At 70.7% G+C, this 22,303-nt stretch carries 20 protein-coding genes; 8 read left to right on the top strand and 12 right to left on the bottom strand.

The genetic code is table 11. The features are described 5' to 3' along the window. Window positions 1-40: 40 nt before the first annotated feature. Entirely contained in the window at window positions 41-976 is a 936-nt protein-coding gene (locus EDF53_RS10380) for a carbohydrate ABC transporter permease (RefSeq protein ID WP_111085425.1), read from the top strand. Then, window positions 973-4,017, top strand: a complete 3,045-nt coding sequence (locus EDF53_RS10375) for a glycoside hydrolase family 2 TIM barrel-domain containing protein (protein ID WP_123293504.1) — start codon at window positions 973-975, stop codon at window positions 4,015-4,017. Before EDF53_RS10380 ends, EDF53_RS10375 begins: the two co-directional genes overlap by 4 nt. A gap of 86 nt (window positions 4,018-4,103) precedes the next feature. Here EDF53_RS10375 and EDF53_RS10370 read toward each other — a convergent pair whose 3' ends face one another. Then, entirely contained in the window at window positions 4,104-4,529 is a 426-nt protein-coding gene (locus EDF53_RS10370) for a DUF3151 domain-containing protein (protein WP_123293503.1), read from the bottom strand. Window positions 4,530-4,801: 272 nt separating this feature from the next. Here EDF53_RS10370 and EDF53_RS10365 point away from each other — a divergent pair, with 272 nt between their 5' ends. Then, complete coding sequence (locus tag EDF53_RS10365) at window positions 4,802-6,373, top strand: ABC-F family ATP-binding cassette domain-containing protein (RefSeq protein ID WP_123293502.1); 1,572 nt, start codon at window positions 4,802-4,804, stop codon at window positions 6,371-6,373. Between the two features lie 7 nt (window positions 6,374-6,380). On the opposite strand, the gene EDF53_RS10360 is transcribed toward EDF53_RS10365, so the two are convergent. From EDF53_RS10360 to EDF53_RS10315, 11 genes are all read right to left on the bottom strand, one after another. Continuing rightward, window positions 6,381-7,076, bottom strand: a complete 696-nt coding sequence (locus EDF53_RS10360; RefSeq protein ID WP_123293501.1) for an SDR family oxidoreductase — start codon at window positions 7,074-7,076, stop codon at window positions 6,381-6,383. Between the two features lie 10 nt (window positions 7,077-7,086). Continuing rightward, window positions 7,087-7,578, bottom strand: a complete 492-nt coding sequence (locus EDF53_RS10355; RefSeq protein WP_123293500.1) for a DedA family protein — start codon at window positions 7,576-7,578, stop codon at window positions 7,087-7,089. 42 nt (window positions 7,579-7,620) lie between these two features. Further along, entirely contained in the window at window positions 7,621-8,652 is a 1,032-nt protein-coding gene (locus tag EDF53_RS10350; RefSeq protein WP_123293499.1) for a YihY/virulence factor BrkB family protein, read from the bottom strand. 4 nt (window positions 8,653-8,656) lie between these two features. After that, a complete protein-coding gene (locus EDF53_RS10345; RefSeq protein WP_123293498.1) occupies window positions 8,657-9,172 on the bottom strand; it encodes a hypothetical protein in 516 nt (171 codons plus the stop codon). Between the two features lie 157 nt (window positions 9,173-9,329). After that, window positions 9,330-10,373, bottom strand: a complete 1,044-nt coding sequence (locus EDF53_RS10340) for a Gfo/Idh/MocA family protein (RefSeq protein ID WP_123293497.1) — start codon at window positions 10,371-10,373, stop codon at window positions 9,330-9,332. A 246-nt stretch (window positions 10,374-10,619) separates the two neighbouring features. Next, window positions 10,620-11,558, bottom strand: a complete 939-nt coding sequence (locus EDF53_RS10335; RefSeq protein ID WP_123293496.1) for a prenyltransferase — start codon at window positions 11,556-11,558, stop codon at window positions 10,620-10,622. Continuing rightward, window positions 11,555-11,971 (bottom strand): lycopene cyclase domain-containing protein, encoded by a 417-nt coding sequence (locus EDF53_RS10330; RefSeq protein WP_185021006.1) that lies wholly within the window; start codon window positions 11,969-11,971, stop codon window positions 11,555-11,557. The genes EDF53_RS10335 and EDF53_RS10330 overlap by 4 nt, the downstream gene beginning before the upstream one ends. Next, a complete protein-coding gene (locus tag EDF53_RS10325; RefSeq protein WP_111085416.1) occupies window positions 11,968-12,300 on the bottom strand; it encodes a lycopene cyclase domain-containing protein in 333 nt (110 codons plus the stop codon). Before EDF53_RS10325 ends, EDF53_RS10330 begins: the two co-directional genes overlap by 4 nt. Beyond that, window positions 12,300-13,940 carry a phytoene desaturase family protein gene (gene crtI / locus EDF53_RS19340; RefSeq protein ID WP_243692360.1) on the bottom strand — a complete coding sequence of 547 codons (1,641 nt, stop codon included), beginning with the start codon at window positions 13,938-13,940 and terminating at the stop codon, window positions 12,300-12,302. The genes EDF53_RS10325 and crtI overlap by 1 nt, the downstream gene beginning before the upstream one ends. Then, window positions 13,937-14,875, bottom strand: a complete 939-nt coding sequence (locus EDF53_RS19335) for a squalene/phytoene synthase family protein (RefSeq protein WP_260215394.1) — start codon at window positions 14,873-14,875, stop codon at window positions 13,937-13,939. Before EDF53_RS19335 ends, crtI begins: the two co-directional genes overlap by 4 nt. Further along, window positions 14,872-15,930 (bottom strand): polyprenyl synthetase family protein, encoded by a 1,059-nt coding sequence (locus tag EDF53_RS10315; protein ID WP_123293494.1) that lies wholly within the window; start codon window positions 15,928-15,930, stop codon window positions 14,872-14,874. The genes EDF53_RS19335 and EDF53_RS10315 overlap by 4 nt, the downstream gene beginning before the upstream one ends. 21 nt (window positions 15,931-15,951) lie before the next feature. Here EDF53_RS10315 and idi point away from each other — a divergent pair, with 21 nt between their 5' ends. The 5 genes from idi to mmsB all read left to right on the top strand — a co-directional run bounded on the left by idi (window position 15,952) and on the right by mmsB (window position 22,257). Continuing rightward, window positions 15,952-16,494: an isopentenyl-diphosphate Delta-isomerase gene (gene idi, locus EDF53_RS10310; RefSeq protein WP_111085474.1), complete on the top strand. Its 543-nt coding sequence runs from the start codon at window positions 15,952-15,954 to the stop codon at window positions 16,492-16,494. Window positions 16,495-16,831: 337 nt separating this feature from the next. Then, window positions 16,832-17,896: a magnesium and cobalt transport protein CorA gene (locus EDF53_RS10305; protein WP_123293493.1), complete on the top strand. Its 1,065-nt coding sequence runs from the start codon at window positions 16,832-16,834 to the stop codon at window positions 17,894-17,896. Window positions 17,897-18,057: 161 nt separating this feature from the next. Continuing rightward, complete coding sequence (locus tag EDF53_RS10300; RefSeq protein ID WP_123293492.1) at window positions 18,058-19,077, top strand: LacI family DNA-binding transcriptional regulator; 1,020 nt, start codon at window positions 18,058-18,060, stop codon at window positions 19,075-19,077. A 367-nt stretch (window positions 19,078-19,444) separates the two neighbouring features. Continuing rightward, window positions 19,445-20,968 (top strand): multiple monosaccharide ABC transporter ATP-binding protein, encoded by a 1,524-nt coding sequence (gene mmsA, locus EDF53_RS10295; RefSeq protein WP_123293834.1) that lies wholly within the window; start codon window positions 19,445-19,447, stop codon window positions 20,966-20,968. Next, the gene (gene mmsB, locus EDF53_RS10290) at window positions 20,965-22,257 is read left to right on the top strand and encodes a multiple monosaccharide ABC transporter permease (protein ID WP_123293491.1); all 1,293 of its coding nucleotides are present in this window, start codon (window positions 20,965-20,967) and stop codon (window positions 22,255-22,257) included. Before mmsA ends, mmsB begins: the two co-directional genes overlap by 4 nt. The last annotated feature ends 46 nt before the right edge of the window (window positions 22,258-22,303 follow it).

Raw genomic sequence — 22,303 nt, 5'->3', positions numbered from 1 at the left:
CCAGGTCCGGTCTGCAGAACGGAACGAAGGGGGCGGACGCATGACCAGCGAAGCCATCGAAGCGCCGGCCACGGCGAAGACCGCCGTCCCCGTGGACACCACGTCGATCTCGGCGCACCAGCGCCGCAAGCTCGACCGGTCTCCCCGCTCGCAGATCGTCGTGACGGGCATCCTCGTCATCGTCGCGCTGTACTTCCTCGTCCCGCTGTACTGGGTGGTCATCGCCGCGACGAAGACCACCGGCGCGCTGTTCTCGACGAACGGGTTCTGGTTCGGCGGCGAGTTCGCACTGTGGAGCAACCTGCAGCAGGTGTTCACCTACGACGGCGGCATCTTCGTCCGGTGGATCGCGAACAGCATCCTGTACTCCGGCGTCGGTGCGGTCCTGGCGACCTACTTCGCCGCGGCCGGCGGGTACGCGCTGGCGAAGTACGACTTCAAGGGTCGGCAGTTCGTGTTCGGCACGATCCTCGGCGGCGTGCTCGTGCCCGGGACCGCGACGGCGCTGCCGCTGTTCCTGCTGTTCTCGACCCTCGGCCTGACCGACACGTACTGGAGCGTGCTCATCCCGAGCCTCGTCTCCCCGTTCGGCCTGTTCCTGTGCCGGGTGTACGCGGCGGCGTCGGTGGACACCACGCTGCTCGAACAGGCACGCATCGACGGTGCCAGCGAGCTCCGGATCTTCCACACCGTCGTGCTCCGCCAGATGACCCCGGCCCTGGTGACCGTGTTCCTGTTCCAGGTCGTCGGCATCTGGAACAACTTCTTCCTGCCGCTCATCATGCTGGCAGACCAGAAGCTGTACCCGATCACACTGGGGTTGAACAACTGGCGCTCGCAGGTCGACCGCCTGCCGGAGTTCTACCAGCTCACCACCGGCGGGGTGCTCGTCTCGGTCATCCCGCTCGTCATCGCCATCATCGTCCTGCAGCGCTTCTGGCGCGGGGGCCTCACGGAAGGATCGGTCAAGGGTTGACCAACTCCGCACTCGACGACCTCCACTCGACCTCGCCGGGTTCGGCATCACGGCTCCCTCCGCGGGCCGCGCTCCACACCGACGCACCCTCGCTGTCACTGAACGGCGACTGGCGCTTCCGGTGGTCGCCGGTCGCATCGGTGTCCGACGCGTTCGCGACCGACGCCGCCGTGGAGGACGACCCCGCGTGGGGCGAGCTCCCGGTGCCGTCGCACTGGGTGCTGCACGGGCACGGGTCGCCGAGCTACACGAACCTGCAGTACCCGTTCCCGATCGACCCGCCGCACCCGCCGGACGAGAACCCCACCGGCGACCACCGGCGCACGTTCGAGCTGCCGGCATCCTTCGCGGCGGCCGGTCGGGTGCTGCTGCGGTTCGACGGGGTCGAGTCGCACTTCCGGGTGTGGCTGAACGGCACGCTCGTGGGCTGGTCGACCGGGTCCCGTCTGGCGACCGAGTTCGACGTCACGCAGCTGCTCCGTCCGGGGTCGAACGACCTGGCCGTGCGGGTGCACCAGTGGTCGGCGGCCTCCTACCTGGAGGACCAGGACCAGTGGTGGCTGCCCGGGATCTTCCGCGACGTCACACTGCTCGCCCGTCCGACGGCGCCGATCGACGACGTGTTCGTGCGCGCCGGGTGGGCACCGACGCTCGGCAGCGCCGCGACGGCCGGGACCGCTGCGTCCGGACGCCCGGCGACCGGCAGCGGGACCATCACGTTCCCGACGCTGGACGCTGGCTTCCCGGTGCGGTTCGCGGTGCCCGCCCTGGGCGTCGACGTGACGTGGGCGACGGCCGACGAGGTCGCGCCGCTCGAGGTCGAGGGCGTCGAGCCGTGGAGCGCGGAGCTGCCGAAGCTGTACGACGCCACGCTGTCGACCGGCACGGACGCCGGCGGCGCCGACGGCGGTGAGACCGTGTCGCTCCGGCTCGGCTTCCGCACCGTGTTGATCGAGGGCGACCGGTTCCTGGTGAACGGCGAGCGCGTGGTGTTCCACGGCGTGAACCGGCACGAGACCCACCCCGTCCGCGGCCGCGTCTTCGACGAGGAGCACGCCCGCGCGGACATGGCGCTCATGAAGCGCAACAACGTCAACGCGATCCGCACCTCGCACTACCCGCCGCACCCCCGCGTGCTGGACCTCGCCGACGAGCTCGGCTTCTGGGTGATCCTGGAGACCGACCTCGAGACCCACGGGTTCATCTTCACCGGCTGGGTCGGCAACCCGTCGGACGACCCGGCCTGGGCGGACGCCTACCTCGACCGCGTCGCACGGACCGTCGAGCGGGACAAGAACCACCCGTCCATCGTGATGTGGTCGCTCGGCAACGAGTCCGGCACCGGCCGGAACCTGGCGGCGATGTCGCAGTGGGTGCACGACCGCGACGCCGAGCGGCCCGTGCACTACGAGGGCGACTACACGGGCGAGTACACCGACGTGTACTCGCGGATGTACCCGTCGCTGCAGGAGACCGAGTCCATCGGAGGCGGCACCCCGACGCCCCTGCTCGGCTGCGGCCCGGCCGAGGCCGCACGGCAACGCTCGAAGCCGTTCATCCACTGCGAGTACGTCCACGCGATGGGCAACGGCCCCGGCCAGATCGCCGAGTACGAGGCCCTGGTCGACCGGTACCCGCGCCTGCACGGCGGGTTCGTGTGGGAGTGGCGCGACCACGGGCTCCTGGCGCAGACGGCGTCCGGCCAGGACTACTACGCCTACGGCGGCGACTTCCACGAGGTCGTGCACGACGGCAACTTCGTGATGGACGGCCTGGTGCTGCCCGACGACTCCCCGACCCCGGGGCTCGCCGAGTTCGCGGCCGTCGTCGCCCCGATCCGCCTGGCGGTGTCGGACACCACGATCCTGGTCGAGAACCGGTACCACTCGGCCTCGACCGCCGGGCTGCGGTTCTGCTGGACCCTGTCGCGGAACGGCGTCGTCGAGGCCTCCGGTCGGTTCGCCGCCGGCGTGGTGGCAGCCCGCGAGTCGGCGACCGTCCCGGTGCCGTCCGAGGTGCTCGACGCGGCCACGGCCGAACTCACACCCGGCGACGAACTCTGGCTCGACCTGACCGCCGAACTGGCGGGCCCGACCGCGTGGGCGGACACCGGCCACGTCGTCGCACGCACCCAGCGGCTCGTCGCGAGCCGTGTGGCGGACGCACCACGGGCCTCCCGGCAGGGGTGGGACGGCGACCGTCTCGGCGACGGGACGTTCTCGGACCGCGGCGACCTGGTGTCCTGGAAGGGACACGAGATCGCAGGGCCCCGCCTGGAGCTCTGGCGCGCCCCGACCGACAACGACCGCTTGGCGTCGCAGGGCGGCTACGAGACGGCGGACCCGGTGCTGACGCACGGTGTCGGTGACCCGGACGCTCCCCCGTCGGCCTCGCGCTGGCGGGACCGTGGACTGGACCGGCTGACCCACCGCCTGGTGTCGGTGGCACGGACCGACTCCGGCCTGGAACAGCGGGTGCGGGTGGCGGCGGCGAACAGCGGGTGGGGCCTCGAGGTCACGCACCGCTGGACCCTGACGTCCGACGGGCTGGTGCTGCAGACCGACGCGGTGCCGTTCGGGGCGTGGGACGTCACCTGGCCGCGGATCGGGGTGCGGTTCGACCTGCCGGCCGGGTTGGCCGACGAGACGGCCACGTGGTTCGGCACCGGACCGCTCGAGTCGTACGCCGACTCGTCGCACGCTGCCCGGGTCGGTCGGTTCACCGCTCCGGTGCGGTCGCTCGGGGTCGAGTACTCGCGGCCGCAGGAGACCGGGCACCGGCCTGCTCTGCGCTCGTTGTCCGTCGGGCCGTTCACGGTGTCGACCGTGGGGTCGCACCGTGCGGGCTTCACCCTGTCACCGTGGACCGCGCAGCAGATCGACCGCGCCGAGCACCCGTACGAGCTGCCGGCGTCGGACCACCTGTACCTGTACCTCGACGCGGCGCAGCACGGGCTCGGCAGCCGGGCGTGCGGCCTCGACGTGCTGCCGGAGCACCAGCTCTGGCCGCAGGCGTTCAGTTGGAGCGTGGCGCTGGCGTAGGGCGGGTCGCTCTGCACAACCAAAGTCACCCCGAACCACGGATCGCCGCGGTTCGGGGTGACTTTGGTTGTGCGGCGTCCGGCTGCCTACGCGCCGGCGGACAGGGCGCGCAGGGCCTCGGGGTCGCTCGCGTTCAGGAAGTCGGTCAGGCGCTCGGGCTCGCCGGGCTCGTCGATCGCCTCGGCCGCACGGCGCAGCGCGAACAGCGCACGGAGCACGCCCCGGTTCGGCTCGTGCGCCCACGGCACCGGACCGGCACCGCGCCACCCGGCCTTGCGCAGGGCGTCGAGCCCGCGGTGGTACCCGACACGGGCGTAGGCGTACGACTCGAGCGCCGCGCCACGCTCCCAGGCCTCGTCGGCGAGCAGGGCCCACGCCAGGCTCGACGACGGGTGCGACACCACCACGCTGGCGACGGGGGCGTCGGCGGCGAGTGCCGCGGTCACCTCGGGTTCGGCGGGGAGCAGGGTCTCGGGGTTCGTCGACGGGTTCGGCAACAGGTTCTCCGGCATGCCCCCAGCCTGTCATCCCTTGCGCGTCCCCGTGGCCGGGATTACCGTGGGAGGCACCTCGTCGTCATCACGAGGCCCCCGGGGCGGGAGACCGACCGGCGCCACGGATGGCGGACACGGGGGTCCCCGACGGAAGAAGACGGATTGCTGTCGATCACCGGTTCTGCTCAGCCCACGCGCTGACACCGTGATCGCGCGCCCCGTCGGGCGCTCCACCGCACAGCGGTGGGTTCGGTGTCGTGCGCCCAGCATCGACACCGGGAGGCATCCCCATGCCCAGCAGTCCATCCGTCGTCCTGCACGACGTCACCTTTGCCTGGCCCGACGGCACCGTCGCGCTCGACCACCTCACCGCCGCCTTCGGGCGTGGCCGGACCGGCCTGGTCGGGAGGAACGGGGCCGGCAAGTCCACGCTGGTCCGGCTCGCGACCGGTCGGCTCCACCCCACGTCGGGCACCATCTCGACGTCCGGCCCCGTCGACCACCTGCCGCAGCGCCTCGCAACGGGGATCGACGACGCCGTCGCCGACCTGCTCGGCATCCGGTCGACGCTCACCGCCCTCCGGGCCGTCCTGTCCGGTGACGCGTCGCCCGAGCACTTCGAGGCGGTCGGCGACGACTGGGACCTCGAAGAGCGCGCTGCCGCAGCGATCGCGAGCGTCGGACTCGACGGCGCCGACCTGGAACGCCCGGTGTCGACGCTGTCCGGCGGGCAGTCCGTGCTCGTCGCCGTCGCCGGGGTGCGGTTGCGCGGCCGTCCGATCGCGTTCCTCGACGAACCGACGAACAACCTCGACCGTCGGGCACGAGGGCTCCTGCTCGACCTGGTCGACGACTGGCGCGGCACCCTCGTGGTGGTCAGTCACGACCGGGAGCTCCTCGAGCACGTCGACGAGACGTGCGAGCTCCGCGCCGGTGCGATGACCGTGTTCGGCGGGACGTTCAGTGCGTTCGAGGAGCACGTGGCCGTGCAGCAGGCGGCCGTCGAACGGGAGGTCCGGGTCGCCGAACAGCGACACCGCACCGAGAAGCGGCAGCGCATCGAGGCCGAGACGAAGATCGCCCGACGGGCTCGCGCCGGGGTGAAGGCCGTCGAGAACATGCCGAAGGGCTACGCGAACGAGCTGCGGAAGAAGGGCGAGCAGACCGCCGGCCGGCTGCGCGTCGGGTACGCGGACGACGAGGCCGCTGCCCTCGAGACGAAGCGGGAGGCACAGCTCCGGCTCCGCGACGACGAGTCCATTCACGTGACCCTGCCCGACCCGGACGTCCCGGCGTCACGACAGATCGCGACCGTCACGGTTCGCGGGCGGGACGTGATCGTGCAGGGGCCGGAGCGGATCGCCGTCACCGGGGACAACGGCGTCGGCAAGTCCACCCTGCTCGAACAGCTCGTCGGTGCGCCGGAGGCCCGGGAGCACCCGCTCCCCGACACCGGTGCCGTCGCCCACGTCGAGCGGATCGCCTACCTGCCGCAGCGGAAGGACACCCTCGACGACTCCGCCACGGTGCTCGACAACGTGCGACGGGACGCCCCGCACGTCGCCGCCGCCGAGGTCCGGAACCGCCTCGCGAAGTTCCTGGTGCGCGGCGACACCGTCGACCGGCTCGCCGGGGCTCTGTCCGGCGGGGAGCGCTTCCGGGTTGCGTTGGCGAGCCTGGTGCTGGCGGACCCGCCGCCGCAGTTGCTGGTGCTCGACGAGCCGACGAACGACCTCGACCTGACGAGTGTCGACCAGCTCGTCGACGCGTTGCGGGCCTACCGCGGCGCGCTCGTCGTGGTCAGCCACGACGAGACGTTCCTCGACCGGCTCGAGCTCGACGCGCGCATCGAGCTGTCGTAGCCCGCTGTCAGCGCCGTCGGGTCGGTCGGATCGCGAGCGACTCGACGGTGCCGCGCTCCGGCAGGTCGACGACCGTCCGGACGGCGGCGGCCACGTCCTCCGGCGCCAGGTAGTACGCGGTGTCGTAGTCCTCGCCGAGCTTCTCGGTCAGCGCCCGCTGCATGTCCGAGTCCGTCCGGCCCGGGTGCACGCTCGAGACCCGGACGCCGTTCGCCCGCTCTTCTTCGCGCAGGGCATCGGCGAAGGCCCGCAGTGCGAACTTCGACGCCGCGTACACACCACCGCCGGGGCCGGAGTGGAACCCCGAGCCGCTGTTGATCGGCACGACGATGCCCCGAGCCGCCCGGAGTGCCGGCAGCGCCACCCGGGTGAGCTCGGCGACCGCGAACAGGTTCGTGGCGAAGACCTGCTCCCACACGGCACGCGCGGTGTCGGCGATGGTCGTGCCCTGCTCGACACCGGCCGAGTGCACGAGCACGTCGAGCCGGTCGGGCAGCGCCGGCAGGTCCCCCGCGCCGAGGTCGCCGACGAACGGCACGGCGCTCGGCAGCTCGGCGACGAGGGCGTCCACTGCCTCGGCGTTCCGCCCGCCCACGAACACGTGGTGGGTGCGACCGAGGTCGGTCGCGATCGCGCGGCCGATGCCGCGGGTGGCACCGGTCACCAGGGCGACCGGACGGTTCTGGAGCTGTTCTGTCGTCACGTGGGCCAGCCTACGGAAGCCGGGCCGGGCCTCCTGTCCGGTTCCGCGATCTGTGGAGAACCGTCACCGCGACGACCATCGCGACCACCAGGACGGCCACCGCCGCGATGCCCCAGGGCGAGCCGGCCAGCGCGGCGACGACCGCCCAGAACACCGCGAGCCCGACGGTGGCGTAGAGGAAGGCCCACGCGACGCACCCCGGCACCATCGCGATCGTGTACCGCCACCACGCCACACGGGCGAGCCCCGCGGCCGCGTTCATCACCGTCTGCAGCCCGACCACCACGAAGCTCACCGTCACCACCGGCAGGCCCCATCGTTCGAGGAGCACTGAGCCGCGGCGGACCGCCGGCGAGTGCAACCAGCGACCCCAGCGGGAGCGCGAGGCACCCGTCACCGCGAGACGCGCGACCCAGTACGTGGCCTGCGCACGGCAGAACACGATCACGAAGAGCGCGAGGACGAGCTGCCAGAACGGCAGCCCCTCGAGGAAGTCGGGCACGGTCGCACCGTAGCGCCTCCGTCCGGAGGAACGCCGCGGGTGTCAGTCGCCGTCGGCGCCCTGCCGGATCCTGATCCCCTCGAGCACGTCCTGCGCCCGCTTCTCGTCCTGCTTCTCGATCTGGCGGGTGTCGCGCTCAGGGAGCTGGATGTCCTCCTCCGCCCGGATGCCCGCCTGCAGCTGCCGGCCGCGCTCGAGCTCGGCGTCGAACTCGGCACCGAACAGCAGCGCGTTGTTCGTGATCCAGAGCCACAGCAGGAACACGATGACGCCACCGAGGGAGCCGTAGGTGGCGTTGTAGTTCGAGAAGTTGGCGACGTAGAACCCGAAGCCGACGCTCGCGATGATCAGGATGAGGATCGCCAGGATCGACCCACCGCTCACCCACCGGAACTTCGGCTGCTTGACGTTCGGCGCCCAGTAGTAGAGCACCGCGACGACGATGATCGCGACGACGAGCAGGATCGGCCACTGCACGATCAGCAGGACCGTCGCGGCGGCGTCGCCGAGTCCGATGACGTCGCCGAAGCTCCGGGCGAGCGGACCCGAGACGAGCACGAGCAGGCCGACGACGAGCATGACGACGGTGAACACGGTCACGCCGAGCATGGTCGGACGGAGCTTCCAGATCGGTCGGCCCTCGCGGACGTTGTAGATCCGGTTCATCGCCCGGCCGAAGGCGCCGACGTACCCGGAAGCCGACCAGATCGCGCCGACGATGCCGACGACGAACGTGATGCCGGCGGCGGGCGACCGGACGAGACCCTCGATCGGGTCCCTCAGCAGGTCGACGACGCTCTGCGACCCGACGTTGCCGATGATCGTCAGCAGGGAGTCGATGGTCTTCTGCGGGTCGGACACGAGGCCCAGGATCGAGACGATCGCCAGCAGTCCGGGGAAGAGCGCGAGGACCGTGTAGTACGTCAGGCTCGCGGCGAGGTCGGTGCACTGGTCGCTGGAGAACTCACGCAGGGTCTTCTTCAGCGTGTAGACGAGCGTGGGCTTGGTGAGGTCGGTGGGACTGTCCGGCTTCCGGGAGTCGTCCGGGTCCGGCTTCTGCTGCTCCTGCGCCATCGGACTACCCCCGCGCCTTCAGGGCCTGCTTCGACCGCTTCACGGCGGCCTTGCGGTTCTTGTTCGCTCGTCGCTGCACCGCGGCGATGCCGGTCTGCTGCTTCACGCGGGCCTTGTGGGCCGGGTCACGGTCCAGCGCCTGCTCGGCGGCCTTGGCCCGGGCCTTCCGACCCTTGCGGCCGGACTGTGCCTGCTCCTTCGCCGAGGGGCCGTCGCCGCGCGCGCCGAACGGCAGCAGCGCGGTGAACGCCGAACTGGCCGGCGGCGTCGCCAGGTGGCCTGCGGGGCGGTTGCGCAGCGCGATGCCGAGGACGATCGCCGCGACACCGGTCAGCCCGGTGATGCCCATCGCCACGAGCGGGGTCGGGTCACGGTGCCAGCGCTGGCGGGTCTTCGCGGCTGCGAGCCGTGCCCGCGCCGGGAGGTTCGCACGGCGCTTGAGCTCGGTGACGGTGTCGGTCATGCGCTCACGCGTGCGGACGTTCGCGAGTTCGAGCTCGGGGAGACTGTCCTTGGCCATTCCCCAGTTTCTACACGGCTGGGCCGGGGGCGCGCCCAGATGGCCGCGGCGCGGCCGCCCGGTCCGTGTCGCCCCCGGGGCAGTGGACGCGACCCCAGGGCGGACGGGAGGCCCGTGGCGGGCCCGCCACGGGCCTCCCGTCCGACGGTCACAGCGTTCAGGACGGGACGACGACGTCCTCGGGTTGGCCGCTGGCAGCCGAACGACCAGCTGCCTCCATGAGTGCGAGGCTGCGCAGGTTGTCGCGGCCGCTCGTCGCCGGCGCCGGTCCGCCCTCGACCGAACGGGCGAAGGCCTGCAGCCCGCCCTGGCGGTCGGTGTGCTCGAGCACGGGCAGTTCGACGGGCCCGGCCTCGTCGTCCTGGGTGCGGCGGAGGGTGACCACGTCGCCGTCGACCGCGTTCGGTGCTCCGTCGCGGCTGGTGAACCAGAGTTCGCCGTCCTCGCCCTGGATGCTCCACTCGCCGGCCCACGCCGTGCGGGGGCCGCGGCTCAGCCAGCTGCCGCGGTAGCTGACGACCAGGCCACCGTCGAGCTCGATGAGCATCGAGGCGATCGCTTCGTCCTGGTACTTGCTGTACGACGGGAAGGTCGCCTTGGCGAAGACCCGGACGGCCTCTTGTCCGGTGACCATCCGGAGCAGGTCGAAGTGGTGGATGGCCATGTCGTTGATCATGGCGTGCGGGAACTTGTAGTGCGGGTGTTCCTCGAACGCGAGGTCGTTGTCCCACTGCCGGAAGTCGATGTTGATCGCGGAGAGCTCGCCCACGGCGTTCGCAGCGAGCAGGTCCTGCACGGCGCGCGGTGCCGGGTACCAGCGGTAGTTCTGGCTGACCTGCAGCACGAGGCCGAGCTCCTCGGCACGGCGCACGGCGGTGACGGCCTCGTCCGTGGTGTTGGCGAACGGCTTCTCGACCAGGACGTGCTTGCCGGCGTCCAGGGCCTCGAGTGCGAGCGGCACGTGGGTGACGGCGGGGGCGGTGATGACGACGGCGTCGGCCTCGACCCCGGCGAGCGCCTCGGTGAGGGACGCGAACGCGGCGGACGCGGGCAGCCCGAGGTCCTGCTGCACGGCGGTCAGCGTCGCCGGCACCGGGTCGACGATCCCGACCACCTCCACTTCGGAGACCTCTGGGATGGCGGTGCGGGCCCAGTTGCCGCCCCACCCTCCGAGACCGACGTGGATGATCCGGACCGTCATGCGTGCACTCCTTCGTGGCTGCCGCGTCACGACTCCCGTGACGCGTCCGTCCAGTCTGTCAGTGCTGCGCGCGCCGGGCGGCGTCGGTGCCGCGCGCGGCGGGCGCCGGGCGCCGAGGTTCCACGACATGCCGTGTGCGCGGCGCCGAGGTTCCACGGATCGCGCCGGGCGACGTCGAGATGCCGAGAATTCGGAACCTCGACGGGACGCCGACGGGACCGGCGGGACGGGACGCGACCCGCGCGCTCAGTGCGTGAAGGCGTAGGCGATGAGCGCCATCGTCACGATGAACCCCGCCAAGTAGTTGATCCAGAGGAACCGCTTCCACCCGGCGTTCGCGGCCTCGGCGCCCTGGTCGGTGATGTTCCACCACGGCAGCACGTTGAGCGCGTACGGGATCACGACGACGGCGGCGATCGGCCCGGGGAACGCCGAGAACAGCAGCGCGACGCCGGCGACCAGGTACGCGACGAACGCGAGTCGCACGGTCGCCCGCGCACCGATGACGGTCGCGACGGACCCGATGCCGCCGGCCCGGTCGGCCAGGACGTCCTGCACCGCGCCGAACGCGTGCGAGGCGACCCCCCACAGGAAGAACGCGATGCAGACGGCGACGAGCTGGCCGGTCCAGTGCGGTCCGGCGAGCGCCAGGCCGTAGATCGCGGGCGAGACGAAGTGGGTCGACGAGGTCAGGGAGTCGAGGAACGGCTTCTCCTTGAACCGCAGCCCCGGCGCCGAGTACGCGATGACGGCGAACACGCTGATCGCGAGGACGAGCCACGACCACGGCCCGTTCCCGCTCACCGCCCCGAGCACGACGAGCGCGACCAGGAACGGCACGTTCGTGGCGACGACGGCCCAGAGCGTGGTGCGGTGGACGCTCTTGTCGAGCAGCGCCCCCTCGACGCCGCCCTTGCGCGGGTTGCGCAGGTCGGATTCGTAGTCGAAGACGTCGTTGATGCCGTACATCGCCAGGTTGTAGGGCACCAGGAAGTACACGACGCCGACCAGGAACGCGACGAGCGAGAACCCGCCGCCGCCGCTGTCGTCAACGCTGACGCCGACCCCGCTGCCGAGCAGGTACGCGGCACCGAACGGGTAGGCGGTGTTCACCCAGCTGATCGGGCGCGACGAGACGAACAGTGCTCGCAGGGTCGACGGCCTGGAGGCGGTGCTGGCGTTCACGGGGTGTCCTCCGGTGGTGCGGTGGTCGGGTCGGGCGCGGGGCGCGCGGCGGCCGGGTCGCGCGTGCCCGTCCGGTCGAACAGGACCCACAGGCTCGGCAGCAGCACGATCGCCGCCATCGCGTACGCGAGGTCCTCGACCGGGATCGCCCCGATCTTCGCGCCGCTGATGAGCGAGGGGTCGTAGGCGACGATGCGCAGGGTCACGATGACGTTGTCGAACACGATCGTCATCACGAGCAGCGCGATCCCGGCGACGAGCGACGTGACCAGTGCGACCCGACGCCCGGGCCCCGGTGCGCGTCCCGCCGATCGTGCACGGCGCGCGGCCACGATGCCGGCGACGACCGCCGCCACCGCCACGACGGCGAAGAACGGCAGGGCCAGGAGGGCGTAGGCGCCGGAGCCGGTCACGGGCGCCGCCGTCCGAGCGACCGCTGCACGACGGGCCGGACGAAGCCGACCAGGTCCATCGTCGAGTAGCAGAGCAGCAGCAGGAAGAAGAGTTCCTCGAGCGGGACCTCGGGGGCGAGGAGCACCCCGGTCAGCAGGTGCTGCGGGCCGATGAAGAAGATGCCGTACGCGACCCCGGCGACGTCCCACACCATGAAGAACGCGACGCCGACGACCATCACCGCAGCCGCACGCCACGGCGCTCGCCAGAAGAACAGCCGGAAGCGGGCGTCGAGCACGGTCATGCCGATCAGCGACACGACCAGGCCGGCGAGGTACAGCCCGGGCATCAGACGGTGCCGGCCTGGTTCCGCGGGGTGCCGAGCGGCGTCGGCAGCGGTTCGGTGCTCGTGTCGCCGTGGATCCGCTTGAGCAGGACCTCGGCGCTGATCAGGCACATCGGCAGACCGATGCCCGGGATCGTGGACGCCCCGGCGTAGTACAGGCCCTCGACCTTGGCCGACGCGTTCTTCTCGCGGAAGAACGCACTCTGCTTGAGCGTGTGCGCGGGACCGAGCATCGACCCGTTCCACGCGTTGAGGTCGTCGGCGAAGTCGCGCGGGCCGATCGTCCGACGGACCCGGATGCGGTCCCGCAGGTCGGGGACGCCCGAGCGCTCGGCGACGACGTCGATGGCGCGGTCGGCGATCTGCTCGACCTCGTAGTCGCCGGCGCCGTCGATCCCGCCCTTGCCGATGGACAGGTCGGCGGGCAGCGGCACCAGGATGAAGAGGTTGCTCGAGCCGCGGGGGGCGACGGAGGGGTCGGTCTCGGACGGCGCGCAGACGTAGATCGACGCGGGGTCCGGGACGTGCCGGTCCTTGCCGAAGATCGCGCCGAAGTTCGCCTTCCAGTCCTCGGTGAACACCAGGGTGTGGTGCAGCAGGCCGGGCGTCGGCCCGTCGATGCCGAGGTAGACGAGCACGGCGCTCGGCCCGGGGTCGCGGGTCTTCCAGTGCTCGGCGCCGTGGGTGCGGTGCTCGCGGTCGAGCAGCTGCATCTCGGTGTGCTGCAGGTCGGCGGCGCTCACGACCAGGTCGGCCGGGGCGGTGTGCTGCACGCCGTCGCGGTCGCGGTGCACGACCCCGGTGGCGACGCCGTCCTCGACGACGATCCGTTCGACCTTCGCGCCGGCGATGATCTTCGCGCCCTCGGCACGGGCAACCCGCTCGACCGCGGCGATCACCTCGGTGATGCCGCCCTTCGGGTAGAGCACCCCGTCGGCGAGGTCGAGGTGGCTCATCAGGTGGTACATGCTCGGTGCGGCGTACGGGCTCGTGCCCAGGAAGACGGCCGGGTAGCCCAGGATCTGCCAGAGCCGCCGGTCCTTGACCGCCGAGGCAGCGCGGGACGACAGCGGCTGCAGCAGGAGCCGGGCGAGCTTCGGCAAGCGACGGAGCACGTCGGGGGCAGCGAGCTTCGTGAGGTCCTGGAACGTCGTGTACAGGAACCGGCGGATCGCCATCGCGTAGGTGTCCTCGGCCGAGGCGAGGTACTTCCGGATCCGCTTGCCGGCTCCGGGCTCGACGGACTCGAACAGCGCGATGTTCGCCTCGGCGTCGGCGCGCAGGTCGATCGGCTCGTCGTTGCCCTCGCTGTAGACGCGGTACCCGGGGTCGAGCTTCACGAGGTCGAGTTCGGCGTCGGCCGAGGTGCCGAGTAGCTGGAAGAAGTGGTCGAACACCTCGGGCATGAGGTACCACGACGGCCCGGTGTCGAACCGGAAGCCGTCGCGCTCCCACGAACCGGCACGGCCGCCGAGCTGCGACCGCTGCTCGAGCACGGTCACGGCGAAGCCGTCCCGCGCGAGCAGCGCCGCGGACGCCAGTCCGCTGATGCCGCCGCCGATCACGACGGCGCGTCGGGCGGGCACCTTGCGCCGGGTGGTGGCGGCGACGGCCGTCGGACGGGAGGCGCGGGGCGGGGTCATGACGTGCCTCCTGGCCGACGGGTGGCCACCTTCGACCGCACGGGGGCGCGTCCGGCGAGCACCTGTGCGGCCAGGCGTGCCTTCACCGGGTTCGGGACGCGCACGCGCGTCGTCACCAGGCGCGTCGCCGGTGTGCGGGCGATGCGGTCGTTGAGTTCCTGGAACAGGGCGTGCGCGAGTCCGACGGCGTTCCGGGCGTCGGCCGGCAGCAGCCGGATCGTCCGGGCCGCGTTGTCGAGGTCAGCCTGCACGTCGGCGACCAGGCGCTGCTTCGTGGCCTCGTCGAACGAGCGGATGTCGACCCCCGGGAAGTACGAGCGGCCGAGCACCTCGAAGTCGGCGTGCAGGTCGCGCAGGAAGTTCACCTTCTGGAACGCGGCGCCGAGCGCCCGGGCTCCCGCGACGAGCTCAGCCTGGTCGAAGGTCGGGCGGCCGGCGCGGTACACGAACGCACGCAGGCACATCAGCCCCACGACCTCGGCCGAGCCGTACACGTACGCAGCGAACGAGGCGTCGTCGTGCTCGGTGCGCTCCAGGTCCATCCGCATCGACGCGAAGAACGGCTTCGTGAGCTCCGCGCCGAAGCCCGTGACCCGTGCACTCCGGGCGAATGCGTGCACGACCGGGTTCACCGAGAAGCCGAGGGCGATCGCGCGCTCGGTGTCGGCCTCGAGCTCGTCGAGGACCGTCCGTGCCAGGTCGGGGTCGAGACCCGCCTCGGTCGCGGGACCGTCGACGACCTCGTCGGCGACGCGCACCAGCGCGTAGACGTTGCGGATGTGCTCGCGGGTGTCCTTGGCGAGCAACCGGCTCGCCAGGCCGAACGACGTCGAGTAGCGGTCGATGACGACGCTCGACGCTGCCTCGGCCGTGGCGTCGTACAGGGGGAGCCGACCGGACGGCGCACTGCCGGTCCGGGTGGTGTCGGTCGTCACCGGGCGCGCTCCACGAGTTCGGTCACGAGGCCCTCCAGGCGGTCGGCGAGGTCGTACGGCAGTCCGGAGAGCTCGGCACGGGCGAGTGCGACGTGGTCGGCGATCCGGGACTCGGCTGCGACACGGGCGCCGCAGGTGACCAGGGTCGCACGGAGTTCGGCCGCGCGTTCCTCGGTCAGGTCGGGGTCGCCCAGGTAGGGAGCGATGTCCGGCCAGCAGTCGGTCGTCGCCGCGTACGCGATGAGCATGGTCCGCTTGCCCTCGCGCAGGTCCCCCAGCACGCTCTTGCCGGTGGTCGTCTCGTCGCCGAACACCCCGAGCAGGTCGTCGACGATCTGGTACGCGATGCCGATCTCGCGGCCGAAGGCGCCGAGCGCGGTGACGACGGTCTCGGGCGCGCCGGCGAGCACGGCACCGGACTGCAGCGGTGCCTCGAACGAGTACACGCTCGTCTTCGCCCGTTCCATCGCCAGGACCTCGTCCACCGTCGGCATCACGCCCAGGGCCAGGTCGACGTCGGTCATCTCACCGGCGGCGCTGGCGAACACGGCTTCGTCGAGCAGTTCGAGCAGACGCCCACGACGCTCGCCCGTCACGCCGGAGGACTCGATGAACCGCGGGGCGCCGGAGAGTGCGAGGTCGCCCGCGATCACGGCGGCGCTCATCCCGCGGTGCTCGGCGGTCGGCAGCGGCAGCCCACCGGTGGTGCCGGCGTCGCGGTAGGAGCCCGCGACGTTCGGCTGGCCGCGGCGCGCCCAGTCACGGTCGATGACGTCGTCGTGCACCACCAGCGCGGTGTGCAGGAGTTCGTAGGCCGCGGCGACGTGCGCGGCAGCGTGCACGTCGTCCCCGCCGAGGCCGAGGTACGCGGTCAGCACCATGCGCGGTCGGAAGCGCTTGCCGCCCAGGCTCGCCTTGCGGAGCACCCGCCAGAGTTCCTCGGACGGACGGCCGTAACGCGCGGCACGAGCCGAGGACACGACGAAGAAGCGCTCGAGACAGTCGTCGACGAGCGCGAGGTCGATGTGCGCCACGGTGGCCGCTTCCTCGCTCATTGGCCTAACCTATCGGTGCAGATGAGCGCTTTCCCGGAAACCGTGGTCCTGCTGGCCGACGACCGTACCCCGATCGGCACAGCGGACAAGTTCACGGTGCACACAGACCACACGCCCCTCCACCTGGCCTTCTCGTGCCACGTCCGCAACACCGACGGGGACGTCCTGGTGACCCGTCGCGCCCTGTCGAAGAAGACGTGGCCCGGTGTCTGGACCAACACGTTCTGCGGGCACCCCGGCCCCGACGAGTCGTTCGAGGACGCCATCGCCCGCCGGGCATCGCGCGAACTCGGCATCACCGTGCGCGACGTCGAGCTCGTGCTGCCGGACTTCCGGTACCGCGCGGTCGACGCCTCGGGCATCGTCGAGAACGAGGTCTGCCCGGTGTTCCGCGCCGTCACCGACGACCTGCCCGCCCCCGCGGACGACGAGGTCGCCGAGTACGCCTGGGTCTCCGAGGACTCGCTGCGGGCCGCCGTCGCCGGTGCGCCGTTCGGCTGGAGCCCCTGGCTGGGCTGGCAGCTGACCGAGCTCGAGGCCGCGGGCCTGCACATCACCCGCTGACCCTGGCGGCCGCCTGGGCCGAGACTCGCGCTCCGCGACACTCCTCGTGCCGGCGAGCACGAGAACCGTCGCCCAGGCCGAGTCTCGGACGAGCGCTTGGCTCCCTCGTGCGTCCGGAGTAGGGTCGGACGTCGGCCACGGTTGTGGCCACGAGGCTGCGCACCGCGGCCGCACGACCAGGAGAAGGGCAGGTGAGGCGCGATGTCGGGTGACCATCCTCGCGCGGGCCGGCAGCCCCTCCCCCTCGCCGCCGCGCCCGTGTCCTAGATCTCCTCCGCCCGCTGCGGCCCGCCCGCGGCATCGCGCCTGCCTGCTCCCGACCACGAGGAGCACGCGCATGGCAATGATCGACAACGCGATCTACGTCGAAGGACGTCGCATCGATTCTCCGTCGACTCTGTCGCTCGGCGCGCGCCACGAGGTCGCACGGTGCGACCTGGCGTGGATCGGACTCCTCCGCCCGGACCCGAAGGAACTCGACGCCGTCGCGACCGAGTTCGACCTGCACGAGAACGCGGTGGAGGACGCCCGCAAGGGGCACCAGCGCGCGAAGCTCGAGAGGTACGGCGACACGCTCTTCCTGGTGCTCCGCCCGGCCTGGTTCGACCGCGACGAGGGCACGGTCGAGTTCGGCGAGGTGCACCTGTTCGTCGGCGACCGGTTCGTGGTGAGCGTCCGGCACGCCGAGCGCCCCGACCTCGCTGCGCTCCGCGCCCAGGTCGAGGCCGACCCCGAGTTCCTGGCGCTGGGCTCCGAGGCCGTGACCGCCGCAGTGCTCGACGAGGTCGTGGACGGCTACGCCCCGGTGGTCGAGGTGCTGCAGGACGGCATCGACGCCATCGAGGACCAGCTCTTCGCCGGGCAGGTCGACCCCGGTGTCTCGAAGCGCATCTACCAGCTGCTCAGCGAGGTGCTGTCCTTCCAGCGCGCCACGAAGCCGGTGCCCGCGATGGTGAAGGGTCTGCTGCGCGGGGCCGACAAGTACGGCGTCGACGACGAGGTACAGCACCGACTGCGCAACGTGCTCGACCACGCCCTGCGCGTGACGGAGCGGGTGGACTCGTTCCGGTCCCTGCTCGAGAACGCCCTGACACTGCACGCGACCCTGGTGTCGCAGGAGCAGAACGAGGCGATGCGGCGGATGACCAGCGCGAGCCTGGCGCAGGGCGAGGAGAGCCGGCAGCTCGCCCGCGCCGCGCACCGACAGGGCGAGGAGGTCAAGAAGATCTCGTCGTGGGCGGCGATCCTGTTCGCCCCCGGGCTGATCGCCGGTGTCTACGGGATGAACTTCGACCACATGCCCGAGCTGCACTGGCGGTACGGCTACCCGGTCGCGATCCTCGGCATGCTCGCCCTGATGGGTGTGTTGTGGGCGATCTTCCGCAAGCGCAACTGGCTCTGACGCGCCGCGAGAGCGCAGCGAGGCTGCGGCCCGGCACGCCGCCGGGCCGCAGCCTCGAGCACGTTCAGGTGGCGTCGATCCGCCGGACGTGCATAATGATCTGGCCCGGAATGTGAACGTGCACATCGACGTGCCACGGCCCCGGGCGGAAACGAGCAGCAATGGCGTCATCGCGGGCACAGCAACCGCGTTCGCCCAGCATCCGTGACGTCGCACGGATCGCGGGCGTCTCCCACCAGACCGTGTCGCGGGTGCTGAACAACTCCGACGCCATCCGCGACGCCACACGCGACAAGGTGCTGGCGGCGATGGAGCAGCTGCAGTACCGGCCGAACCGTGCGGCGCGGGCCCTCGTCACGAGCAGGACCCACACGATCGGCGTCCTGACCGCCCGGCGCGCCCACTACGGCCCGGCGGTCGCACTGCAGGCGATCGAGGACGCGGCGATGCTGCGCGGGTACTCGGTGACGACGGCGAACATCGCCGAGGCGACCGACACCGCCGTGCGCGAGGGGCTCGGGCACCTGCTCGACCTGGACGTCGAGGGCATCGTGGTCATCGCACCCCAGCAGCGGGTGTTCGACCTGATCGAGGAACTCGGCATCCGCACGCCGTACGTGACGATGCGGGCCAGTGTCGGCGAGGACCCGACGGCCCTGTGGGTCGACCAGATGGAGGGTGCGAGACTCGCGACCGAGCACCTGCTCGACCTGGGTCACGAGTACATCCGGCACATCGCCGGCCCGCAGGACTGGATCGAGGCCGACGCCCGCATGCAGGGCTTCCTGCGCGCCATGTCGGACCGCGACATGTCCGTCGTCCCGCCGATCCTGGGCGACTGGACGGCGGACTTCGGTTACCACGCCGGCCGCGAACTCCTGCGGTGGCGGGACTGCACGGCGGTGTTCTGCTCGAACGACCAGATGGCCCTGGGCGTCATGCACGCGGCGCGCTCCTACGGGCTCGACGTGCCGGGCGACCTGTCGGTGGTCGGCTACGACGACATCCCCGAGGCGAAGCACTTCTGGCCACCGCTCACCACGGTGCAGGTCGACTTCGCCGAGCTCGGCCGCCGCTGCGTCGACCTGCTCCTGCCCGGCGACGACGAGCTCCTCCGCCCGATCGACATCGTCCCGCAGCTCGTCGTGCGCGCGTCCACGGGGGCCCCGCGCGGTCGGTGACGCGACCACCGTCGATCCGCAGGACGCGGGTCGGACCGGCACCGTGCCTCCCGTCCGGGGGACGTTCGTGCGGGATCACGCAGGCCGTTACGAAAACGCGACCAATCCGAATTGACAGCCGCACCGGGGCTGTGCGTAAATTACCTCCGTCCAGCCGATGTGACCGTTCACATGAGCGTCACACCAGCGGGGCACCGGACGCGACAACGAAGTCCACGCAGGCCACCTGCGCCCTTTCGCTGCCGCAGCAGAACCACCCGAACAACTGCCGCATCGCAGCGGCAGAAGGAGATGCACTGTGGCGTCAACCCCGATCGACACCGGCCTCGAGACCCGGTCGATCACCGCACCCGAGACCATCCTCGAGATGCGCTCGATCACCAAGGAGTTCCCTGGTGTCAAGGCGCTGTCCGAGGTCTCCCTCAACGTCCGTGCCGGCGAGATCCACGCGATCTGCGGCGAGAACGGCGCCGGCAAGTCGACCCTGATGAAGGTCCTGTCGGGCGTCTACCCCTACGGCACCTACGACGGCGAGATCGTCTACGAGGGCGAAGAGGTCCGCTTCAAGGACATCAAGCAGTCCGAGCAGGCCGGCATCGTGATCATCCACCAGGAGCTCGCGCTGATCCCGGAGCTCTCGATCACCGAGAACCTGTTCCTCGGCAACGAGCCCGGCAAGTTCGGCGTGATCGACTGGACGAGCGCCCAGCTCCGTGCGCAGGACCTGCTCGCCCGCGTCGGCCTGGCCGACGATCCGGACACCCAGATCAAGAACATCGGTGTCGGCAAGCAGCAGCTGGTCGAGATCGCGAAGGCCCTGCACAAGGACGTCAAGCTCCTCATCCTCGACGAGCCGACCGCGGCCCTGAACGAGAACGACTCGCAGCACCTGCTCGACCTGATCGTCGGGCTGAAGGCCAAGGGCATCTCGAGCATCATCATCAGCCACAAGCTCAACGAGATCGAGCAGATCGCCGACGAGATCACGATCATCCGTGACGGCAAGACCATCGAGACGCTGAACGTCAAGGGCGACGGCGTCAACGAGGACCGCATCATCCGCGGCATGGTCGGCCGGTCGCTCGAGAGCCGGTTCCCGGACCGCACCCCGAAGATCGGCGAGACCTTCTTCGAGGTCCGCGACTGGACCGTGCAGCACCCGCTCGACGCCAGCCGCCTGGTCTGCAAGGGCTCGAACTTCCACGTCAAGCGTGGCGAGATCGTCGGCTTCGCGGGCCTGATGGGCGCCGGCCGCACCGAGCTCGCGATGAGCCTGTTCGGTCGCTCCTACGGCACCTGGCTCGGCGGCGAGATCATCAAGGACGGCCACGAGATCAAGGTCACGAACGTCCAGCAGGCGATCCAGAACGGCATGGGCTACGTCTCCGAGGACCGCAAGGCCCTCGGCCTCAACCTGCTCGACACCGTCAAGCGGTCCACCGTCTCCGCCGATCTGCAGAAGATCTCGAAGGGCGGCGTCGTCGACTCCATCGAGGAGTACGACGTCGCCGAGAAGTACCGGAAGATGCTCCGCACCAAGGTGCCGAGCGTCGAGGAGAACGTCGGGAAGCTCTCCGGCGGGAACCAGCAGAAGGTCGTCCTGTCCAAGTGGATGTTCACCGACCCGGACATCCTGATCCTCGACGAACCGACCCGCGGCATCGACGTGGGCGCGAAGTTCGAGATCTACGGCATCATCCAGCAGCTCGCAGCACAGGGGAAGGGCATCATCCTGATCTCCTCCGAGCTCCCCGAACTCCTCGGCCTCTCCGATCGCATCTACACGATCTTCGAGGGCCAGATCACGGCCGACGTCCCCGCGGACCAGGCCGATCCAGAAACGCTCATGCGCAGCATGACCTCCGCGCGGAAGGGCGCTCCCGTCTCATGAACAACCTGAAACTGCTCTTCGGCAAGGGCAACTCGATCGGCCAGTACGGCATGATCATCGCCCTCGTCGCGATCGTCATCTTCTTCTGGTTCACGACGGACGGGCTCATCCTCGAGCCCACCAACGTCATCAACCTGTTCCTGCAGTACTCCTACATCCTCATCCTCGCGCTGGGGATGGTCATGGTGATCATCGCGGGCCACATCGACCTGTCCGTCGGATCGGTGGCGGCGTTCGTCGGCATCATCGTCGCCCAGTCGATGTCGGTCTGGCACTTCCCGGTCTGGCTGGCGATCGTGCTCGGCCTGGTCGTCGGTGCGCTCGTCGGTGCCTGGCAGGGCTTCTGGGTGGCGTTCGTGAAGGTCCCGGCCTTCATCGTGACCCTGGCCGGCCAGCTCATCTTCCGCGGTGCGAACCAGATCATCGGTGCGTCCACCTCGGTCCCGACGCCGGACGGCTACAACACCATCGGCTCCGGCTTCCTCGGTGACTTCGGCCCCGACTTCGGGTTCTCGAACGGCACGCTGCTGATCGGCGCCGTGACCATCGCCGTCCTGATCATCGTCGAGGTCCGCGGTCGTGCCCGTCGCCGCAAGATGCAGGCCGAGGTCCCGCCGCTGTGGGTCTCCGTCGTCCGCACCGGCATCCTGGTCGCCGTCACCCTCGTCGCCACGTACCTGTTCGGCGCCGGCCCGGTCGGCACGTCGATCCCGATCGTCGCGATCATCCTCGGTGTCCTGACCATCGTCTACGGCTTCATCACGAAGAACACCATCTTCGGTCGCCAGGTCTACGCGGTCGGTGGCAACTCCAGCGCCGCCGTCCTGTCCGGCGTCAGCGCCCGCAAGGTGAACTTCTTCGTCATGGCGAACATGTCGGTCCTCGCCGCGATCGCCGGCATGGTGTTCGTCGGGTACTCGAACGCCTCGGGCCCCGCGGACGGCACCGGCTGGGAGCTCGACGCGATCGCCGCCGTGTTCGTCGGTGGTGCAGCGGTCGCCGGTGGCATCGGCACCATCTCCGGCTCCATCATCGGTGGCCTCGTGATGGCGCTGCTGTCGAACGGTCTGCAGCTGATGGGCATCGAGTCCAACAAGGTCCAGATCATCCGTGGTCTCGTGCTCCTCATCGCCGTCGCCTTCGACGTCTACTCGAAGTCGCAGGGCCGCCCATCGCTCATCGGCGGCATGATGCGGCAGTTCCAGCGCAAGGACGCAGCCGAGGTCCCCGCGGCCCAGCAGCAGCCGCGCTCGATCGAGGACCAGCCCGACAAGATCACCCTCCCCTAGTCCAACCCTTCCCCTCACAGCACCACCACCTCAACGAAGAGAAAGC

This window comes from Curtobacterium sp. PhB78 (genome assembly GCF_003751685.1).
Lineage (GTDB): Bacteria > Actinomycetota > Actinomycetes > Actinomycetales > Microbacteriaceae > Curtobacterium.
The sequence above is the reverse complement of the archived record's forward strand: the minus strand, read 5'-3'. Positions and strand labels throughout refer to the sequence as shown.